We start from the raw sequence: 17499 nt of genomic DNA on the forward strand, positions 1-17499 counted from the left end.
CGTTTTTTACGAACTGTTAAGCAGAAATAAACGAGTTTTCTTTGCCGCAACGTCGTCGCTAGCATCACCCCGTCTGACTCTAAACCAATAAGACAGGGAGCGTGCCATGCCAGCCACGAACATCAATATCGGCGAACCGTGGATGTGGGGCGCCTTCATCGTTTTCGTTCTCGCCATGCTGGCATTGGACCTGTTTGTCTTCGGCGGGCGCAAGGCACATCGGGTGTCCGTGCGCGAAGCCTTGTCCTGGGTCATTGCCTGGTGCCTGCTCGCCCTGAGTTTCGCCGGTTTGCTCTGGTGGTATCTGCACGGCGAGTTCGGCGGCGAGATCGCCCGGCAGAAAACCCTCGAATTCCTCACCGGCTATTTGATCGAGCAGTCGCTGTCGATCGACAACATGTTCGTCTTCGTCATGATCTTCAGCTACTTCGCCGTGCCCCCCGAGTTGCAACGTCGCGTGCTGCTGTACGGTGTGCTCGGGGCGATCGTGATGCGCGCGGTGATGATCTTCGCTGGTGTGTGGCTGGTGTCGCAGTTCGAATGGTTGCTGTACGCCTTCGGGGTGTTCCTGATCATCACCGGGATCAAGATGCTGGCGTTTGCCGAGCAGCAACCTGATCTCGACAACAATCCGTTGCTGCGCTGGGTACGCGGGCATCTGCGCATTACCAGCGGCTTCCATGGCGAACGATTCTTCGTCCTGCAGAACGGCGTACGCTGGGCAACGCCGATGTTTCTGGTGCTGGTGCTGATCGAAGCCAGCGACCTGATGTTCGCGGTCGACAGCATCCCGGCAATCTTCGCCGTCACCACCGATCCGTTCATCGTGTTCACCTCGAACATCTTCGCGATCATGGGATTACGCGCACTGTACTTCCTGCTGGCGGACATGGCTGACCGCTTTCATTTGCTCAAGTATGGACTGGCGATTGTGCTGGTATTTATCGGCGGCAAGATGGTGCTGATGCCATGGGTGCATATGCCGGTGGAGTGGTCGCTGGCGGTGGTGGGTGCGGTGATTTTCGGGTCGGTGCTGCTGAGCCTGGTCACCACCCGAAAACAAAACCAAACCGAACCCCTGTAGGAGCTGCCGCAGGCTGCGATCTTTTGACTTTGATGATTAAAAACAAGATCAAAAGATCGCAGCCTGCGGCAGCTCCTACCGGGGAACTTCGTCTGGACGGAGATTATTTATCAGATTTGATGTTGGTCCAGACGCGGGTGCGTACGCGTTCGATTTTCTGCGGCAATGGCTGGACGACGTAGAGGTTTTTCAGAGCTTCGGGGGTCGGTGTCAGGTTCGGGTTGCCAGTGATTTCCTTGTTGATCAGCGGCATCGAATCCTTGTTCGCATTCGGGTAACCGAGGAAGTCGCTGATCGGTGCAATCACTTTCGGATCGAGCAAGGTGTTGAGGAATTCGTGGGCTTCTTCGACGTTCTTCGCGCTCTTCGGAATCGCGAAGGTGTCGAACCAGATCGGCGCGCCTTCCTTCGGCAAGCGCCAGTCGACCACCACGCCATTGTTCGCCTCTTTGGCACGGTTGCCGAACTGATAGAAACTGCCCGAGTAACCGATGGCCACGCAAATGTCGCCGTTGGCGATGTCGGTCATGTATTTGGCCGAGTTGAAATAGGTGACGTAGGGCCGAACCTTGAGCATCAGCTCTTTGGCTTTTTCATAGTCGGCGGGGTTTTGGCTGTTCGGGTCGAGGCCGAGGTAATGCAGAGCCAACGGCAGAATTTCGGTCGGCGAATCAAGCATCGCTACACCGCAGGATTTGAGCTTTTCCATGTTCTCGGGTTTGAACACCAGATCCCAACTGTCCACCGGCGCGTTGTCACCCAATGCTGCCTTGACCTTGGCCGGGTTGAAGCCGATCAGCACCGTGCCGACCATGTAAGGCACGCCGTACTGGTTGCCCGGATCGTTCTTGCCGAGCAGTTTCAACAACTCGGGATCCTGGTGGCTCCAGTTCGGCAGTTTCGACTTGTCGAGTTTCTGGAACACGCCAGCCTTGATTTGCGTTTCGAGGAACTGGTTCGACGGCACGACGAGGTCGTAACCGGAGTTGCCGGTGAGCAGTTTGGCTTCCAGGGATTCGTTGGTATCGAAGGTGTCCCAGGTCACTTTGATGCCGCTTTTTGCCGCGAAATCCTTGGGCACGGAGGGCAGGATGTAATCCGCCCAGTTGTACACCCGCAGTTCGCGCTGCTCAGCCTGGACGGCGCTGGCCAACAGCGTCAGCCCACACACGGTGGCACCCAGAATGCGTTTCATCGTGACCATGGTTGTTTCCCCAAAATGCGGCGTGAGTTCGATGGTTTTTATGTTCTGTACACGGCAGCGGCTTGAAAGGTAGCCAAGGGCAAAAACAGTCCAGCGTTTAATTATGGTTTTGATTCTTGCTGACAGCGTAGTTGGTTCACAGTGGTTGATCGGCCAAAAGGGGATCGATATGGCCAATATGAATGACCGCCCGGATACTGAAAAAACAATGCCCGGCACTTGGCCGGGCATTGTTGTTTACGTTGAATGCGTCAATCGGTGTAACCCAGTTTCGCTGCCCTGCTCTGCTGAGTCTGGCCGCGCGTCGCCAGGCAGTAATACAGCGGAACAGTGACCACCAGACCGACCAGCCATGACAGATCGGCGCCGTCGACCAGGTTGGCGTAAGGCCCGACGTACAGCGAGGTGTTGGCGAACGGCAGTTGCACGATGATGCCGATGAAATAGGCGATGATCGCGTGCAGATTGAAACGCCCGTAAATGCCGCCATCGGCGCGGAAGATCGAAGTGATGTCGTAGCAGCCGCGCTTGATCAGGTAGAAGTCGATCAGGTTGATCGAGGCCCACGGCACCAGCACCAGCAGCAACGCCAGAATCAGGCCGATGAACTCGGAAATGAAATCCGCCGAAGCCCCGAGCGCCACCACACAGCAGCCCGCCAGCACCCCACTCGACAGCACCACGCGCACCTTGATGCTCGGCGTCCATTGGCTGGCGAAAGTCTGGATCGAGGTGATGATCGACAACACCGCGCCGTACAGATTCAGCGCGTTGTGGCTGATGATGTTGAGCAGGAACAACACCATCAGAATCGGCCCCAGCCAACCGGTGGACTGCTTGACCGCGACCATCGCTTCAGTGCCTTGCGGCGTCGCCAGCACAGCCACCGCGCCGAAGGTGAACGACAGAATGGTGCCGAGCGTCGCGCCCAGATAGGTCGCCCAGAACGGCTTGGCGATGCCGATGTCGGCTGGCAGGTAACGCGAATAGTCAGAGACGTACGGCGAGAAGCTGATCTGCCAGATGATCCCCAGCGACACGGTCGCCAGCCAGCCGGACAGGTTGAAGCTGCCGCGAGTGAAGAAGTCCGCAGGCAAGTCATGGGCGAAGATGTAGATAAAACCGGCCAGCAACGCGCTGCCCATGACCCAGGTGCCGATACGGTTCAGCGTATGGATGAAGTTGTAGCCGATCACACCGATGGCCGTGGCCGCCAACGCACCGATCAGAATGCTCAGCGGCGCCGGCACCGAGGGCGCGATGCCGACGATGGATTTGCCGGCCAGCACGATATTGGAAATGAAGAAGCCGATATAGATGATCGCCGCGAAAAACACGATCAGCAGCGCACCATAACGGCCGAACTGGCCGCGACTCTGGACCATCTGCGGAATGCCCATGCGCGGGCCCTGGGCCGACGCCAGCGCAATCACCACGCCGCCGATCATGTGCCCCAGCGCAATCGCCAGCAGCCCCCAGAACAAATCGAGATGGAACACCTGAACCACCATGGCGCCGGTGACGATGGGCAGTGGCGCAATGTTGGTGCTGAACCAAAGGGTGAACAGGTCGCGGGCCTTCCCGTGGCGTTCCGCGAGTGGGACGTAGTCGACCGTATGGTTCTCGATCAACGGATCTTGCCGGGACATCTGGGACATATGCATGAACTCGAGTTTGTCTGTTCTTATCGTTGTATGAAGCCAAACCGGGGGGACTCTATGGCCGCCCCTCAGATGCCGACCATATTATGGTATTCCAAACTTTGCACAAGACTGATCCGCTGATTTGCACGCGATCTGCACTGCTATCCTCGCTGATACTGCCTGCCTCTGGCTAGATAAAAGCCCCGTAAACATTGGCTTTCCGACGAAAGCAGCACGTTTATCGGTTCACCTGAAAATCCCTTGCAAAGAATGTATTACGGTATACCATCAGACCTATAAACATATAAAAACCGTGTCAAAACACCCGAGGACCACCCAATGATCGATGCTGCCATCTACAAACAAGTCATGGGCTCGTTCCCGTCCGGCGTCACTGTCATCACCACGCTGGACGACGACGGCCAGATCGTCGGCCTGACGGCCAGCGCCTTCAGTTCGCTGTCGATGGACCCGGCACTGGTGCTGTTCTGCCCCAACTACAGCTCCGATTCCTACCCGGTTTTGATCAAGAACAAACGCTTCGCCATTCACGTGCTGTCCGGTGGGCAACAGAGCGAGGCCTACGCCTTCGCGCGTAAAGGCAAGGACAAGGCGCAGGGTATCGAGTGGACGCTGAGCGAACTGGGCAACCCGATCCTGGCCAATGCGACGGCCGTGATCGAGTGCGAGTTGTGGCGCGAATATGAAGGGGGCGACCACGCGATCATGGTTGGTGCGGTGAAGAATCTGATCGTGCCGGAACAAGTGTCCGCACCGCTGGTGTATTGCCACGGGAAGATGGGTGCGTTGCCTGCGGTGGCTTGATCCAGAACGCCAGATCAACATAAATCAACTGTAGGAGTGAGCCTGCTCGCGATAGCGGTGTGTCAGTTAACTAAAGGTCGACTGACATAACGCTATCGCGAGCAGGCTCACTCCCACAGGGTTTTGTGGTGTTTGGGCTGGCGGGGTCAGGGGCGGAACCGGCTCACCAACTGATTCAACGTCTGCGACAACGCCGTCAGATTCTGCGCATCCTGCCGCGTCGAATCGGCCAGACTCGCCACCAACTGCGCATCTCCATGAATCTGGCTGATATGCCGATTGATATCCTCGGCCACCTGATGCTGTTCTTCCGCCGCCGTGGCGATCTGCGTGTTCATGTCGCGGATCACGTCCACCGACTCACGAATCAAGCCAAAACTCGCCCGCGCTTCGTTGATCGACACCACGGTGTCCTGCGACACCTCAAGGCTGGCGTGCATCTGCTTGCCCATCTGATGGGTGCGCCGCGCCAGATTGCCGAGCAACGCGTCGATCTCGCCAGTGGAGTCTGCGGTGCGTTTGGCCAGTGCGCGCACTTCATCGGCGACCACGGCAAATCCACGACCTTGCTCCCCTGCCCGCGCCGCTTCGATCGCCGCGTTCAGTGCCAGCAGATTGGTCTGCTCGGCAATCGAGCGGATGGTGCCGAGGATCGACTGAATGTCGTTACTGTCCTGCTCCAATTGCTGCATCGACTCAGCGCTATGGCCAATCTCCTGACTCAGACGCCCGACGTTGTTCACCGCTGCGTCGATCTGCTGTTGCCCGGCGTGAGCCTGGCGCTGGCCGTTGTCGGCCGAATCTGCCGCTTGGCTGCACGAGCGCGCGACTTCGTTGGAGGTGGCGACCATTTCATGAAACGCCGTGGAAACCATGTCCACCGCCTCGCGTTGCCGTGAGGCGACGTCCGCCATTTCCGCCGAGACCTCGGTGGCGCTGGCGGAGCTGCTGTGAATCTGCCCGGCCGCCTGACCGATGCGCTGGATCAAGGTGCGGATCGCTTCGAGAAACTGGTTGAACCAGCCAGCCAGTTGCGCGGTTTCATCCTGCCCGCGCACATCCAGTCGCGCGGTCAGATCGCCTTCGCCCTGTGCAATGCCTTCCAGACCACTGGCCACGCCACGAATAGGCTTGACCATCAACCCGGCAAACCAGGCACCGGCCATGGCGAACAGTAGCGCGCACACCACAGCGATGGCGCCGATGATCCACGTCAGCCGCGTGGCACCGGCCATGACTTCGCTGGCCTTGACCACACCGACGAAGCGCCAGCCCAGCGCCTCTGACGGCCAGACCAGCGCCATGTAGCGCTCGCCGGCCAGTTCCACTTCCACCAGACCTTTACCCGCCTCGGCCAGTTGTTTGTAGCCATCGCCCAGGTCGGTGAGTTGCTTGAAGTTGTGCGCCGGGTCGCTCGGGTCGACCAACACCGTATTGTTGGCCTCCATCAGCATCAGATAACCGCTGTCGCCGAGGCGGATCTGCTTGACCAGATCAGTCAGTTGCTTGAGCGACACATCGATGTTCACAACGCCGGCGTCGCTGCCCAACTGATTGTTGAAGCTGCGCACGGTGCTCACCAACACCACATCATCCGCCGCCCAGTAATAGGCATCGGTGCGCAGCGTCTTGCCGGGATTGGCCATCGCGGTTTGGTACCAGGGCCGCGTGCGCGGATCGTAATTGGCCAGTTTAGGATCACCCGGCCAGAACAGATAACCGCCCTGCTCGGTGCCCAGCGAGAGATAGGTGTAAGCCGGATGGGCCTTGGCCAGTCCGGCGAACAGCGTGAACACTTGCTGATCCTGCGGCCCCATCGGGATCTGCGCGGCGTCACTGCTCAGGTAGCGTTTAAGGCTGCCATCAATTCCCTGCAATTGCGGATGCTCAGCCAGATAGGCAACGTTCTGGCTGATGCCTTCGAAGAACAGCTGCATGGCGTTCTCGACCTGACGCACCTCCCTCCCGGTGCTATCGATGAAGTTGTCCCGCGCCCCATCGCGGACATTGAGGATGATCAGCACGGCCACCAGCAACACCGGCAGACTGGCGATCACCGCGAACGCCAGGGTCAGTTTTTGTTTGATGTTCATCTGTTGCGCCTTCCTTGTTCGAAGTGTCGGTCAGAAATATTTTGCGGATATTCCGTATTATGGTATACCAATATTCAATCAACCGACCAGCCGTCCTCGAAGGCGTGCTTGAATGGTGAGAAGACTTGCGAGCGTTCATCGCTCACGCCAGTGACACAGGCCCGCAAACGACCGGCCATCAACAAGAGATCCGAGGTAGCGTCATGAAATTTTCCCTGTTCGTACACATGGAGCGCTGGGACGAAAGCGTCAGCCACCGCCAACTGTTCGAAGACCTGACCGAACTGACCCTGATGGCCGAGGCCGGCGGTTTCAGTACCGTGTGGATTGGCGAACACCACGCCATGGAATACACCATCTCGCCGAGCCCGATGCCGCTGCTGGCCTACCTCGCGGCGAAAACCACCACCATTCACCTCGGCGCCGGCACCATCATCGCGCCGTTCTGGCACCCGTTGCGGGTGGCCGGTGAATGCGCCTTGCTCGACGTCATCAGCAACGGGCGCATGGAAGTCGGACTGGCGCGTGGCGCCTATCAAGTTGAGTTTGATCGCATGGCTGGCGGCATGCCCGCCTCATCCGGCGGCCAGGCACTGCGCGAGATGGTTCCGGTGGTCCGTGCCCTGTGGCAAGGCGACTACGCCCACGACGGCGACATCTGGAAATTCCCGACCTCGACCAGCGTGCCGAAGCCGATTCAAAAGCCCAATCCGCCAATGTGGATCGCCGCCCGCGACCCGGATTCGCACAACTTCGCCGTGGCCAACGGTTGCAATGTGATGGTTACGCCATTGATGAAGGGCGACGAGGAAGTCCTCGACCTGAAGAACAAATTCCAGACTGCCCTGGACAACAACCCGGACGTACCGCGCCCGCAACTGATGGTCCTGCGCCACACCCACGTGCACACCGCCGACGACCCGGACGGCTGGCAAGTCGGCGCCAAAGCGATCTCGCGTTTCTATCGCACGTTCGATGCCTGGTTCGGCAATAAGGCAACGCCGGTCAACGGCTTCCTCGACCCAAGCCCGGAAGAGAAGTTTGCCGGGCGTCCGGAGTTTGAACTGGAGAGCCTGCACAAGACCGCCATGATCGGCACGCCGGAAGAGATCATTCCGCGCATCAAGTATTACCAGGAACTGGGCGTGGATGAGTTCAGCTTCTGGTGCGACAACAGCTTGCCGCACGAAGAGAAAAAGAAGTCGCTGGAGTTGTTTATCAAGCATGTGGTGCCGGCGTTTCGCTAAGCACTTGGGATTCAGTGTTCGGTGAATGAAAAACGCCCCGATAGACTCGGGGCGTTTTTTTCAGGCCTGACTCCCTTATTCCCAACGAAATTCGGGGCAGATTTCGCAAGCCATTCCAACAGCCAGAAGACTATTTCGAACCTTCAAAACCTCCTGCGCCTGACCGACCATCAGCAGAGGACGGTCCTGCTGGAGCAGATTTCTTGCCACTAAAAAGTTGTCACCGGTCGCTGCAGCTACCGCTCTGACATGCGCCTGATCTCGATAGTCCCCACGACAGCGCAGCTCATACTGAGTCTCATCAATTTCTATAGTCGAAAAATGGCTGGTTACCACCGATGCGCCACACTGGACACACTGTACGCCCTGAGTGCGGCCAGCCTTGAAGGCAACCCGCTTTGCGCCACACTGCTCGCACGGCATCAGAATTTCCCTCCCTCACGGCGGATCATAATAAAACAGTTCAAAGGCGCTGGTTTGTTTGTAAATCCGCAACAGGTAATGGCGAAAAACGTTCAAGAAGCCCACTGAGTTTTTTCGGGGGAACTCGCCATTTACGAAAAAGCGTGCCAGCTTCATGGCCAGTCGCTGCGACCCATGTGCCTGGCCGCAAGCTCAGACAGAACCGGGTTGTGCGCCTGAGACAGGAGTCGCAATTTGTCTTTGGCGTTGTCGGTCCCAGCAATCGACTCAAAATACCTGAACAATCCACCACAAACTCACCACCCGGAACAAACGACACTTTCGGCAGCAAACGCCTGCCTGCAGGAAGCTGGCCGTTCCGCTTTCGCCATTGATGCGCTAACGAATACCCGTAAGCCCCTCATAGTCACAGAAGAGTATTCTCTAAACGTGGTTCCCCTGCCCCGTCAACTATGTCTGCCAGAAAGTCAGACAAACCCCATATTCATCGAGAAGATCATCAGCAATTTCAAACTGGAATACCTTCTCTGGGAAGGAATCTGATAACGCGCGCCTCCAATATCTACTGATCTGCTCGGCAAACAAACGACAAAGACGATAATCTTCTTCCGACAGGCCAACCCTGAATATGGGTCGGCCCGGCGCATCTTCCCACTTTGAAAAAAACTGACTTATTGAAAAAACATTTCTGTATCGCTCAACGTCTCTACGCGATGTACTTTGTTCCATTACACCAGATTCAGACTCGACCAAACCCTTCAATTGAATTTTTTGCGGATCGTATTGCTGAGCGTCAGGCAGCCAGAAGACGTGGCCTTCCACCTCGATAAAATCAGGAGAAAGCACACCTAAAACAGCAATCGCTTGCTCCAATGAAACCAAGTTCCCTGCATATGAAAAGAACTCCCCAGAGCCAACACCCGAAACAAACAGGTTCAACGACTCTTTGGATATATCACCCTGATAAACTTTCATCGATTCAACTCCAGGTTATCAAGCAGCGGCTGAGAAAATCCCCCTCAAAGACCGATGTATTACTTCACTGTTTGAAAAGCATTCCGCTCGTAGATGAAAAGGCCCCGAGCAAGTCGGTTTTTTTTCAGTCGAAGTCGATTGAATCCAGGATCGCTTGCAGTTTCACCGGGTCGGCAGCACCGCCAAAAAAGTACTCGTTGCCTCCCGCATCCTTCAGATCGTCGTGAGTGCCCTTCCAGTAGAGGACGAAGAATTTTTCGTCCAGCAGGTCTTCCAGCGCACCGCCGTCTTCAAAGGTTGAGACACGGATATAGGGGCCGTAGAGCTCATCGATGTGAACCAGAATTCGCTGGCCGGTTTTTCTGTCGATCAATTTGCTGCTCCCGGATTTTCTAGTTCACGAACTGTACAGGAAGATCGCCGAAGCGCCTCAGTGCGCCACACCAAGGCGCGTTGCGACTTCATCCGCCTGCAACTTTCGCCCATCCTCAGCCAGCAGTTCCAGCTTGCGAATCGGCTGACGATGCTGCGCATCGACCATCACCGAGCCCGACTCACCCGGCGCGTACATGAATTCCCCGCCCCACTGCGACAACGCAACGATCACCGTCTGCAAGGCCTTGCCGCGCTCAGTCAGCGCGTACTCCTTATAGGCGCCACCATCAGCGGCCGGCACCGTTTGCAGAATCCCCTGCTCAACCAGCGCCTTGAGCCGAGCGCTGAGGATGTTTTTCGCAATATCGAGGCTCTTCTGAAAATCGCTGAAACGGCGAATGCCTTCCAGCGCATCGCGAATGATCAACAGCGACCACCAGTCACCGATCAGGTCGAGTGTCCGGGCGACCGGGCAGGCGTTGCCTTGCAGGCTTTTGCGCTTCACGTAAATGTTCTCCAGCAGATCGGTGGGCGGCCTTGTGGCTCAGGGTTGCATCATACAACCCTCAGCGCTGCAACCCAGCACCTGCGTACAAGTGGCAAACGAACTTTGCGCGGATAGTAAACATGGCCAATTCGGCATCGACACGTCCCTCCCCCGACCCAAGGAGTTTGCATGAGCACATTCACCACTCAAGACGGCACCGAGATCTATTTCAAGGATTGGGGCAGCGGCAAGCCCGTGCTGTTCAGCCACGGCTGGCCGCTGGATGCCGACATGTGGGAATACCAGATGGAATACCTGAGCAGTCGCGGCTACCGCACCATTGCGTTCGACCGCCGTGGTTTTGGCCGTTCCGATCAACCATGGACCGGCTACGACTACGACACGTTTGCCGATGACATCGCGCAACTGATCAACCATCTGGATCTGCGCGATGTCACCCTGGTCGGGTTTTCCATGGGTGGCGGCGACGTCAGCCGCTACATCGCCCGGCATGGCAGCGAGCGTGTCGCCGGGTTGGTGTTGCTGGGTGCAGTCACGCCATTGTTCGGCAAGAAAGCCGACTTCCCGCAAGGCGTCGACACGTCGGTGTTCGACGGCATCAAGGCCGGCCTGCTGCAGGATCGTGCGCAGTTCATCGCGGATTTCGCCGCGCCTTTCTATGGCACCAATCAGGGCCAGAAAGTCTCCGACGGCGTCCTCACGCAAACCCTGAACATCGCGCTGCTGGCCTCACTCAAAGGCACCGTCGACTGCGTGACGGCATTCTCGGAAACCGACTTCCGCGCCGACATGGCCAAGATCGATGTACCGACGCTGGTGATCCATGGCGACGGCGATCAGATCGTGCCGTTCGAAACCACCGGCAAACTGGCCGCCGCTTCGATCAAGGACGCCGAACTGAAGGTCTACGCCGGCGCGCCGCACGGGTTTGCGGTGACGCACGCACAAGCATTGAATGAAGACCTGCTGGCGTTTCTCCAGCGTTAAGATGCAGCAGAGATTGGCAACTCTCGCTGAGCACCTGACGGTCTGATTCAACGCGACGTCAATACCGCCAGTCCCAACGCGTTGCCTAGCGCCGCGCCGCTGGCGGTGTTGTCGAAGATGCACCACGTCGCGGCGCCCTCGGCCGCCGCGATCTGCACTGCTTGTGCGTATCGTTGCAGAAACGCTGAATCGTAGCGGCTGTGGTAAATGCGCGGTGAGCCATGCAAGCGCCAATATCTGACGCCCGCCCAACCTCTTGGCGCAGCGTCACTGCTGAGGCGCGACGGATCGACTGCTGCCTGGGCAATCCGGTAATCGAGCAACAACCGCTCGGCCTCGCACCACGATTGATGCCGGGGTTCCAGCACCACGGCCCCGCCGAACCGCTCCCGCAAAGCCATGAAAAATGCCTCGGCGATGGCGGCATCAAACGCCAGCGAAGGCGGCAACTGCACCAATAAACAACCGAGGCGATCGCCCAGTCCGCCGCACTGTTCGAGGAATTCATCGAGTGCTGCTGCGCTACCTGCCAGGCGCAATTCATGGCTGATGAGCTTGGGTATCTTCACTGAAAAAGCAAACCCGTCCGGCACTGAGTCTGCCCAACGCTCATAGGTCTGGCGACGATGCGGACGGTAGAACGAGCTGTTGATTTCCACGCTATTGAGACGTGCGGCATAGCGCTGCAAGTGCGTACCCTCAGCGGGAAATTCCGGCCAATATTCGCGCCCAAGACTCCACCCCGCACAACCCACAAAAATCATCACACCTCCATTCCCCCGTACTGGAGCTGCCGAAGGCTGCGATCTTTTGATCTTGATCTTAAAAACAAAGATCAAAAGATCGCAGCCTTCGGCAGCTCCTACAGGGGATTTAGCCGGTTATTTTTTGCCGGGCAGGACCGAGCTGAGCACTTGTTTGGCAGTTTGCAGGATGACGCCCGCCTCGTCAGGGTCGCCCTTGAGCAAGGTCGTGGCGAACTTCTTCGCCTGTTCAAGCTTGATATGCGGCGGCAGCGGCGGCACGTTCGGGTCGGTCTTGAACTCGATCAGCACCGGTACATCCGATGCCAGCGCCTGCTCCCACGCAGCGGCGACGTCTTCTTCGCGATCGACAAAAATGCCTTTGAGGCCAATGGAAATCGCGAACAAGTGATACGGCACATCGGGAATACTCTGCGACGCTTCGAACTTCGGATCCCCTTCCATCACCCGCTGCTCCCAGGTCACCTGATTGAGATCTTCGTTGTTGAACACCGCGCAGATCCATTGGGGACTCGCCCACTGTCGCCAGTACTTGGCGACCGTGATCAGCTCGGCCATGTTGTTCATCTGCATCGCGCCGTCACCCACCAGAGCAATCACTGAGCGCTCGGGATGGGCGAACTTGGCGGCAATCGCATAGGGCACCGCAGCGCCCATCGACGCCAGGCCACCGGACAACGAACATTGCATGCCCCGCCGGATCTTCAGATCCCGTGCATACCAGTTGGCGCAGGAGCCAGAGTCGCTGGTGATGATCGCTTGATCGGGCAGGCGCGGAGACAGTTCGTACACCACCCGCTGCGGGTTGATCGGACTGGCTTTGGCCATCGCGCGTTTTTCCAGGGTTTTCTCCCAACTGCCGCGCCAGCTTTCGACTTTCTTGCGCCATTTGTTTGAGGTCTTTTGTTCCAGCAGTGGCAACAGCGCGGCGAGGGTTTCGGCGGCATCGCCGACCAGATTGACCTCCATCGGATAACGCAAGCTGAGCATGTCCGGCTGCAAGTCGATCTGCACGCCGCGAGCCTGGCCTTCCTTGGGCAGAAATTCGGAATAGGGGAAACCCGAGCCGACCATCAACAAGGTGTCGCACTCAGTCATCAGTTTGTAGCTGGGCTCGGTACCTAACAGGCCGATGCTGCCGGTGACCCACGGCAGATCGTCCGGCAACGCAGCTTTACCCAGCAAAGCCTTGGCCACCCCGGCGCCGAGTTTTTCCGCCACCGCAATCACTTCATCGGTCGCCTGCAACGCACCGGCACCGACCAGAATCGCGACCTTGTCGCCGGCATTCAACACCTGCGCTGCGCGCTGCAGATCCACGTCGTAAGGCAGAACTTTCGGCTTGCTATAGCCTATCCCGGAATGTGCGGTGCCGTGCGCCCGGGCCGGTGCTTCATAGGGCAGATCCTGCAAGTCATTGGGCAGGATGATTGCCGTGACACGTCGCTCGCCAATGGCCGTGCGCACGGCGCGGTCAAGCAGATGGCGGACTTGCGCAGGCGCCGACGCCTGCTGCACGAATGCGCCAGCGACATCCTTGAACATCGATAGCAGATCAAGTTCTTGCTGATAGTGACTGCCGAGCGCGGTACGCGCCTGCTGGCCGACAATTGCCAGCACCGGCATGTGATCCATCCGCGCGTCGTAGAGCCCGGTGATCAGGTGCGAGGCGCCGGGGCCGGAAGTGGCGATGCACACACCCAGCTCACCAGTGAACTTGGCATGCGCCGAGGCCATGAACGCCGCCATTTCTTCATGCCGCGCCTGAACAAATTCGATTTTTCCCTGAGCCCGGCTGAGCGCGCCGAAGACACCATTGATGCCGTCGCCCGGATATCCAAAAATCCGCGTGACACCCCATTGGCTGAGCCGCTCAACCAGAAAATCTCCCACTGTCGTCGTCATTTCGATCCTCGCTTGTCACCGGTGCATGGAGCCTTCGCCCACGTAATACCCGTCGGCAGATGTAAGGGTCTGGACAGTCGGGCCGGCGACGAAGTTTCGATTGATTTGCACCGGTTCAGGTCGCAGGCTTTCTGCTCGTTGGCGCGTATCCACCGCAGTAGCACGCCGATATCTGCCGTGAGAGACCGAGCCACGAGCAACAGCAACGTATCGATCATCCGCCGTTTCCCGAGCAGGATCCGGTAAGGATCGCAAGGTGCGCTGGTGCAATATTGGCTCGAGCAACACTAATGGTGCGGATGCACCGTCAACGCCACCAGTTTGATCACGATGGGCCGTACGACGAGAATGCACAGGAACGCCACTGGCATCGCCAGTTTGTAGGCGTGCAACGCATTATTCAGGTAGTCGTTATCAATCCCGGAGTTGGCGGCGGTGATCACCAGCGACATCAGAAACGCCATGATCGTTGCCATGTACAACGCAAATACGTACGGCGTGGCGCGCGACGAAAGCCTGCGACGCCTCGGGTAAACCGCGTCGGAACGAGTGCTTTGATTCATATGGGTGTTCCATCCATTGGCAGGGAGCCGGCACCTTAGCAAAGGCGTTTCCCCGCAACTAGACGGCCAATCGCAGGTACTTTATAAAGCACAACTTACGAATCAATCCTCTGTGCGGGCCATGGATGAATCTGTTAGCGGCGATTGCCAGTTTTATCAAAGTGGTCGAATCGGGTTCCATCGTCAGCGCTGCCAAGGCATTGGGTGTCAGCGCGGCAGCGGTGAGCCAGACCCTCAATCGACTGGAAGCACATCTCGGCGTGCGTTTGCTGCAACGCACCACGCGCAGCATGGCGCTGACCGAAAACGGCGCGGTGTATTACGACAGGGTCAAGCGTATCGCCGCCGATCTGGAGTCGGCGCGAAGCTTGATCAGCAGCCACGAAACCGAACTGCAAGGTCGCCTGAGCATCGCCTCGACCTCAGCGTTCGGCCGGCATGTGCTGGCGCCGCTGCTCGCGGGTTTCGCCGCGCTGCATCCGCGCCTGATCGTTGAACTGTCGACCACCAATGGCAAGATCAGCCATATCCAGAACGGCATCGATCTGAGCCTGCGGATCAAGCCGCAACTGGAGGACGGCATCGTTGCGCGCAAGATCGTCTCCCTGCCTTTCATCATGTGCGCCTCGCCTGCCTATTTGCAGCGCGCCGGTTGGCCGCAATCACCGGACGATCTGCGACATCACGCTTGCCTGGCGTTCCGTTATCCGCTGGATGGGCGATTTCTGCGCTGGAGCTTTATCCGCGACGGAGAACGTTACGATGCCGACATCAAGGCAACTGCGATCAGCGATGACATCGACGCGCTGGCGCTGATGGCAGCCAACGGTGCAGGCATTACCCGGCTGGCAGAATTCGTCGCGGCGCCCTTTATCGAGAGTGGTCGACTGGTGCCGCTGTTTGAACATCAGCACAGCGCGGTTGTTGAACCGATGGAAATTTACGCCTGCGTACAGGAACGCACGGCGATGACGCCAAAGGTTCGGGCATTTGTCGATTATCTGACTGGGCACCTGCAGACGCGTTGGCCGATGAGCGCTGAGTCGGCCGACGCCAGCACAGCTTGCCGGTAACCCCACCGGCCTCATCGCGAGCAGGCTCACTCCTACACTGTCCAACGGCGGTGCGAATGCTCCGGCAACCCAAAAAATCCCTGTAGGAGTGAGCCTGCTCGCGATGGGGCCGGCACATCCAGCACTCATCTCGCCTGCTCGCCAGCGAAGGGGCCAGAGCATGAGCCTTCAGGGCAATCTGCTTAACTGAATCGTTGCAAACTCTTCAGCACAGGAGCTCGGCAATGAAACCCGCAAAATCGCTCAGCCTATTGATGCTTGCAGCAAGCCTGTCCGGCTGCGCCACTTCCGCAAGCCCCGGCGCGAACGTGACGCTCACCGCCACCCGCCAGAACAGCGGGCAGATCGGCAACGTCACCCTCGCTGACTGGGGCGGCAAGCAAACCGGCTTCAGTTTCTTCATCAGCGGCGCACCGAATGGCGCCTCGCTGCCCCTGCGCCTGTATGCCTTCGTCAATCAAGGCAGTTGCGCACAACCGGGGCCGGTGGCCTACGCGATGAACGATAAAGTCAGCACTGAACGCCAGCCCGTGCGCGGCTGGGCATTTTCCAGAAGTGCGCCGGTAGCATTGTCGACATTGCTTGCCGGCGAATATTCGGTAGTCGTACGCACCGCCGCAACCGATGGCAACGTGGATATTTTTTGTGGGGATATCGGTCACGCAAACAGCACGAAGTAAGCCTGGCACGGGCGCTGAATTTTCCTTAGGGTGTCTGTCTATTCTCAGCCAGCCAACGATGAGGTCAGTTACATGAGCAAAGCGCCCTACGTTCCGCCCAAGGTCTGGAAAAACGACGCACCGTCCGGCGGCCAGTTCGCCAGCATCAACCGCCCGACTGCCGGGCCAACGCATGAAAAAAACCTGCCGGTCGGCAAGCACCCGTTGCAGCTTTATTCGCTGGCCACACCGAATGGCGTGAAGGTCACCATTATGCTCGAAGAGTTGCTCGCGCTCGGTCACAGCGGTGCCGAATACGATGCCTGGCTGATCCGCATCAACGAAGGCGATCAGTTCTCCAGCGGCTTCGTCGGGATCAATCCGAATTCGAAGATTCCGGCATTGCTCGATCGCAGCGTCGAGCCACCGATCCGCGTCTTCGAGTCCGGTTCGATCCTGCTGTATCTGGCGGAAAAATTCGGCGCCTTGCTGCCCAGGGATTTGCCCGGACGCACCGAAACCATGAACTGGCTGTTCTGGCAAATGGGCGCGGCGCCTTATCTGGGCGGCGGCTTCGGACATTTCTATGCCTACGCGCCGGAGAAGCTTGAGTATCCGATCAACCGCTTCACCATGGAGACCAAGCGTCAGCTGGATGTGCTAGATCGGCGTCTCGGCGAAAGCGCTTATCTGGCGGGCGACAGCTACACCATCGCCGATATCGCGGTGTGGTCGTGGTATGGCCAACTGGTACGCAACACGGTGTATTCGGCGGCGGAATTTCTCTCCGCGCAGGAATACACCCATGTCCAACGCTGGGCCGAAAACATCGCCCAGCGGCCTGCGGTCGTCCGCGGCATGCGCGTCAACCGCACGTGGGGCGATGAAGAGAGTCAGGTTGCCGAGCGCCACCAGGCTGCAGATCTAGACTGAATCATCCCTTCGGTAGCGGTGTCGATCGAGAATCACAGGATCGACACCGCTACGCACTGTTCGCCCCCCCCACCCCCCCCCCCCTCCACCCCCCCAAATCTCTTCCTTCACTCTCCCCAATCGCCCTGCTTGCAGCGGGGGGGCCAGCTCGCCCACTGGGAACAAATTGTTAATTATTTGACTCGTTTATCTTTCTTTGTGCGGATCAATCTCTCTAGCTCATACAAATACATCTTTG

Annotated in this window: 16 protein-coding genes and 1 pseudogene; 7 read left to right on the forward strand and 10 right to left on the reverse strand. The window is 58.2% G+C overall.

Annotated features, from left to right (window positions below; translation table 11 throughout):
• The first annotated feature begins 106 nt into the window (after positions 1-106).
• On the forward strand, positions 107-1084 hold the full coding sequence (locus AK821_RS27215) for a TerC family protein (protein ID WP_064393006.1): 978 nt from the start codon (positions 107-109) through the stop codon (positions 1082-1084).
• Positions 1085-1187: 103 nt separating this feature from the next.
• On the opposite strand, the gene AK821_RS27220 is transcribed toward AK821_RS27215, so the two are convergent.
• Together AK821_RS27220 and AK821_RS27225 are read right to left on the reverse strand one after the other, a co-directional pair.
• Positions 1188-2288 (reverse strand): polyamine ABC transporter substrate-binding protein, encoded by a 1101-nt coding sequence (locus tag AK821_RS27220; RefSeq protein ID WP_064393007.1) that lies wholly within the window; start codon positions 2286-2288, stop codon positions 1188-1190.
• A gap of 251 nt (positions 2289-2539) precedes the next feature.
• A complete protein-coding gene (locus tag AK821_RS27225; RefSeq protein ID WP_064393008.1) occupies positions 2540-3946 on the reverse strand; it encodes a purine-cytosine permease family protein in 1407 nt (468 codons plus the stop codon).
• 324 nt (positions 3947-4270) lie between these two features.
• On the opposite strand from AK821_RS27225, the gene AK821_RS27230 reads away from it, so the two are divergent.
• The gene (locus AK821_RS27230) at positions 4271-4756 is read left to right on the forward strand and encodes a flavin reductase family protein (protein WP_064393009.1); all 486 of its coding nucleotides are present in this window, start codon (positions 4271-4273) and stop codon (positions 4754-4756) included.
• A gap of 146 nt (positions 4757-4902) precedes the next feature.
• On the opposite strand, the gene AK821_RS31510 is transcribed toward AK821_RS27230, so the two are convergent.
• The gene (locus AK821_RS31510; protein ID WP_442965602.1) at positions 4903-5670 is read right to left on the reverse strand and encodes a methyl-accepting chemotaxis protein; all 768 of its coding nucleotides are present in this window, start codon (positions 5668-5670) and stop codon (positions 4903-4905) included.
• A 138-nt stretch (positions 5671-5808) separates the two neighbouring features.
• A pseudogene (locus AK821_RS31515) lies at positions 5809-6849 on the reverse strand (cache domain-containing protein); the annotation flags it as partial.
• A 203-nt stretch (positions 6850-7052) separates the two neighbouring features.
• Here AK821_RS31515 and AK821_RS27240 point away from each other — a divergent pair.
• Positions 7053-8096, forward strand: a complete 1044-nt coding sequence (locus AK821_RS27240; protein ID WP_064393011.1) for an LLM class flavin-dependent oxidoreductase — start codon at positions 7053-7055, stop codon at positions 8094-8096.
• 873 nt (positions 8097-8969) lie between these two features.
• Here the strand turns inward: AK821_RS27240 and AK821_RS27250 are convergent.
• The 3 genes from AK821_RS27250 to AK821_RS27260 form a co-directional block, all read right to left on the reverse strand.
• The gene (locus AK821_RS27250) at positions 8970-9494 is read right to left on the reverse strand and encodes a hypothetical protein (RefSeq protein WP_064393013.1); all 525 of its coding nucleotides are present in this window, start codon (positions 9492-9494) and stop codon (positions 8970-8972) included.
• Positions 9495-9618: 124 nt separating this feature from the next.
• A complete protein-coding gene (locus tag AK821_RS27255) occupies positions 9619-9867 on the reverse strand; it encodes a hypothetical protein (RefSeq protein ID WP_064393014.1) in 249 nt (82 codons plus the stop codon).
• Between the two features lie 57 nt (positions 9868-9924).
• On the reverse strand, positions 9925-10374 hold the full coding sequence (locus AK821_RS27260) for a winged helix-turn-helix transcriptional regulator (protein ID WP_064393015.1): 450 nt from the start codon (positions 10372-10374) through the stop codon (positions 9925-9927).
• Positions 10375-10545: 171 nt separating this feature from the next.
• Here AK821_RS27260 and AK821_RS27265 point away from each other — a divergent pair, with 171 nt between their 5' ends.
• Positions 10546-11364 (forward strand): alpha/beta fold hydrolase, encoded by an 819-nt coding sequence (locus AK821_RS27265; protein WP_064393016.1) that lies wholly within the window; start codon positions 10546-10548, stop codon positions 11362-11364.
• Positions 11365-11411: 47 nt separating this feature from the next.
• On the opposite strand, the gene AK821_RS27270 is transcribed toward AK821_RS27265, so the two are convergent.
• The 3 genes from AK821_RS27270 to AK821_RS27280 form a co-directional block, all read right to left on the reverse strand.
• The gene (locus tag AK821_RS27270; protein ID WP_064393017.1) at positions 11412-12128 is read right to left on the reverse strand and encodes a DUF72 domain-containing protein; all 717 of its coding nucleotides are present in this window, start codon (positions 12126-12128) and stop codon (positions 11412-11414) included.
• 117 nt (positions 12129-12245) lie between these two features.
• A complete protein-coding gene (locus AK821_RS27275; protein ID WP_064393018.1) occupies positions 12246-14033 on the reverse strand; it encodes a thiamine pyrophosphate-requiring protein in 1788 nt (595 codons plus the stop codon).
• Between the two features lie 287 nt (positions 14034-14320).
• Positions 14321-14596: a DUF2798 domain-containing protein gene (locus tag AK821_RS27280; protein ID WP_064393019.1), complete on the reverse strand. Its 276-nt coding sequence runs from the start codon at positions 14594-14596 to the stop codon at positions 14321-14323.
• 125 nt (positions 14597-14721) lie between these two features.
• Here AK821_RS27280 and AK821_RS27285 point away from each other — a divergent pair, with 125 nt between their 5' ends.
• The 3 genes from AK821_RS27285 to yghU all read left to right on the forward strand — a co-directional run bounded on the left by AK821_RS27285 (position 14722) and on the right by yghU (position 17261).
• A complete protein-coding gene (locus AK821_RS27285; protein WP_064393020.1) occupies positions 14722-15669 on the forward strand; it encodes a LysR family transcriptional regulator in 948 nt (315 codons plus the stop codon).
• Positions 15670-15893: 224 nt separating this feature from the next.
• Positions 15894-16349 (forward strand): hypothetical protein, encoded by a 456-nt coding sequence (locus tag AK821_RS27290; protein ID WP_064393021.1) that lies wholly within the window; start codon positions 15894-15896, stop codon positions 16347-16349.
• Between the two features lie 72 nt (positions 16350-16421).
• Complete coding sequence (yghU, locus tag AK821_RS27295; protein WP_064393022.1) at positions 16422-17261, forward strand: glutathione-dependent disulfide-bond oxidoreductase; 840 nt, start codon at positions 16422-16424, stop codon at positions 17259-17261.
• Positions 17262-17499: the final 238 nt, after the last annotated feature.

Origin of the sequence: Pseudomonas sp. RIT-PI-r (assembly GCF_001297015.1) — a bacterium.
Lineage (GTDB): Bacteria > Pseudomonadota > Gammaproteobacteria > Pseudomonadales > Pseudomonadaceae > Aquipseudomonas.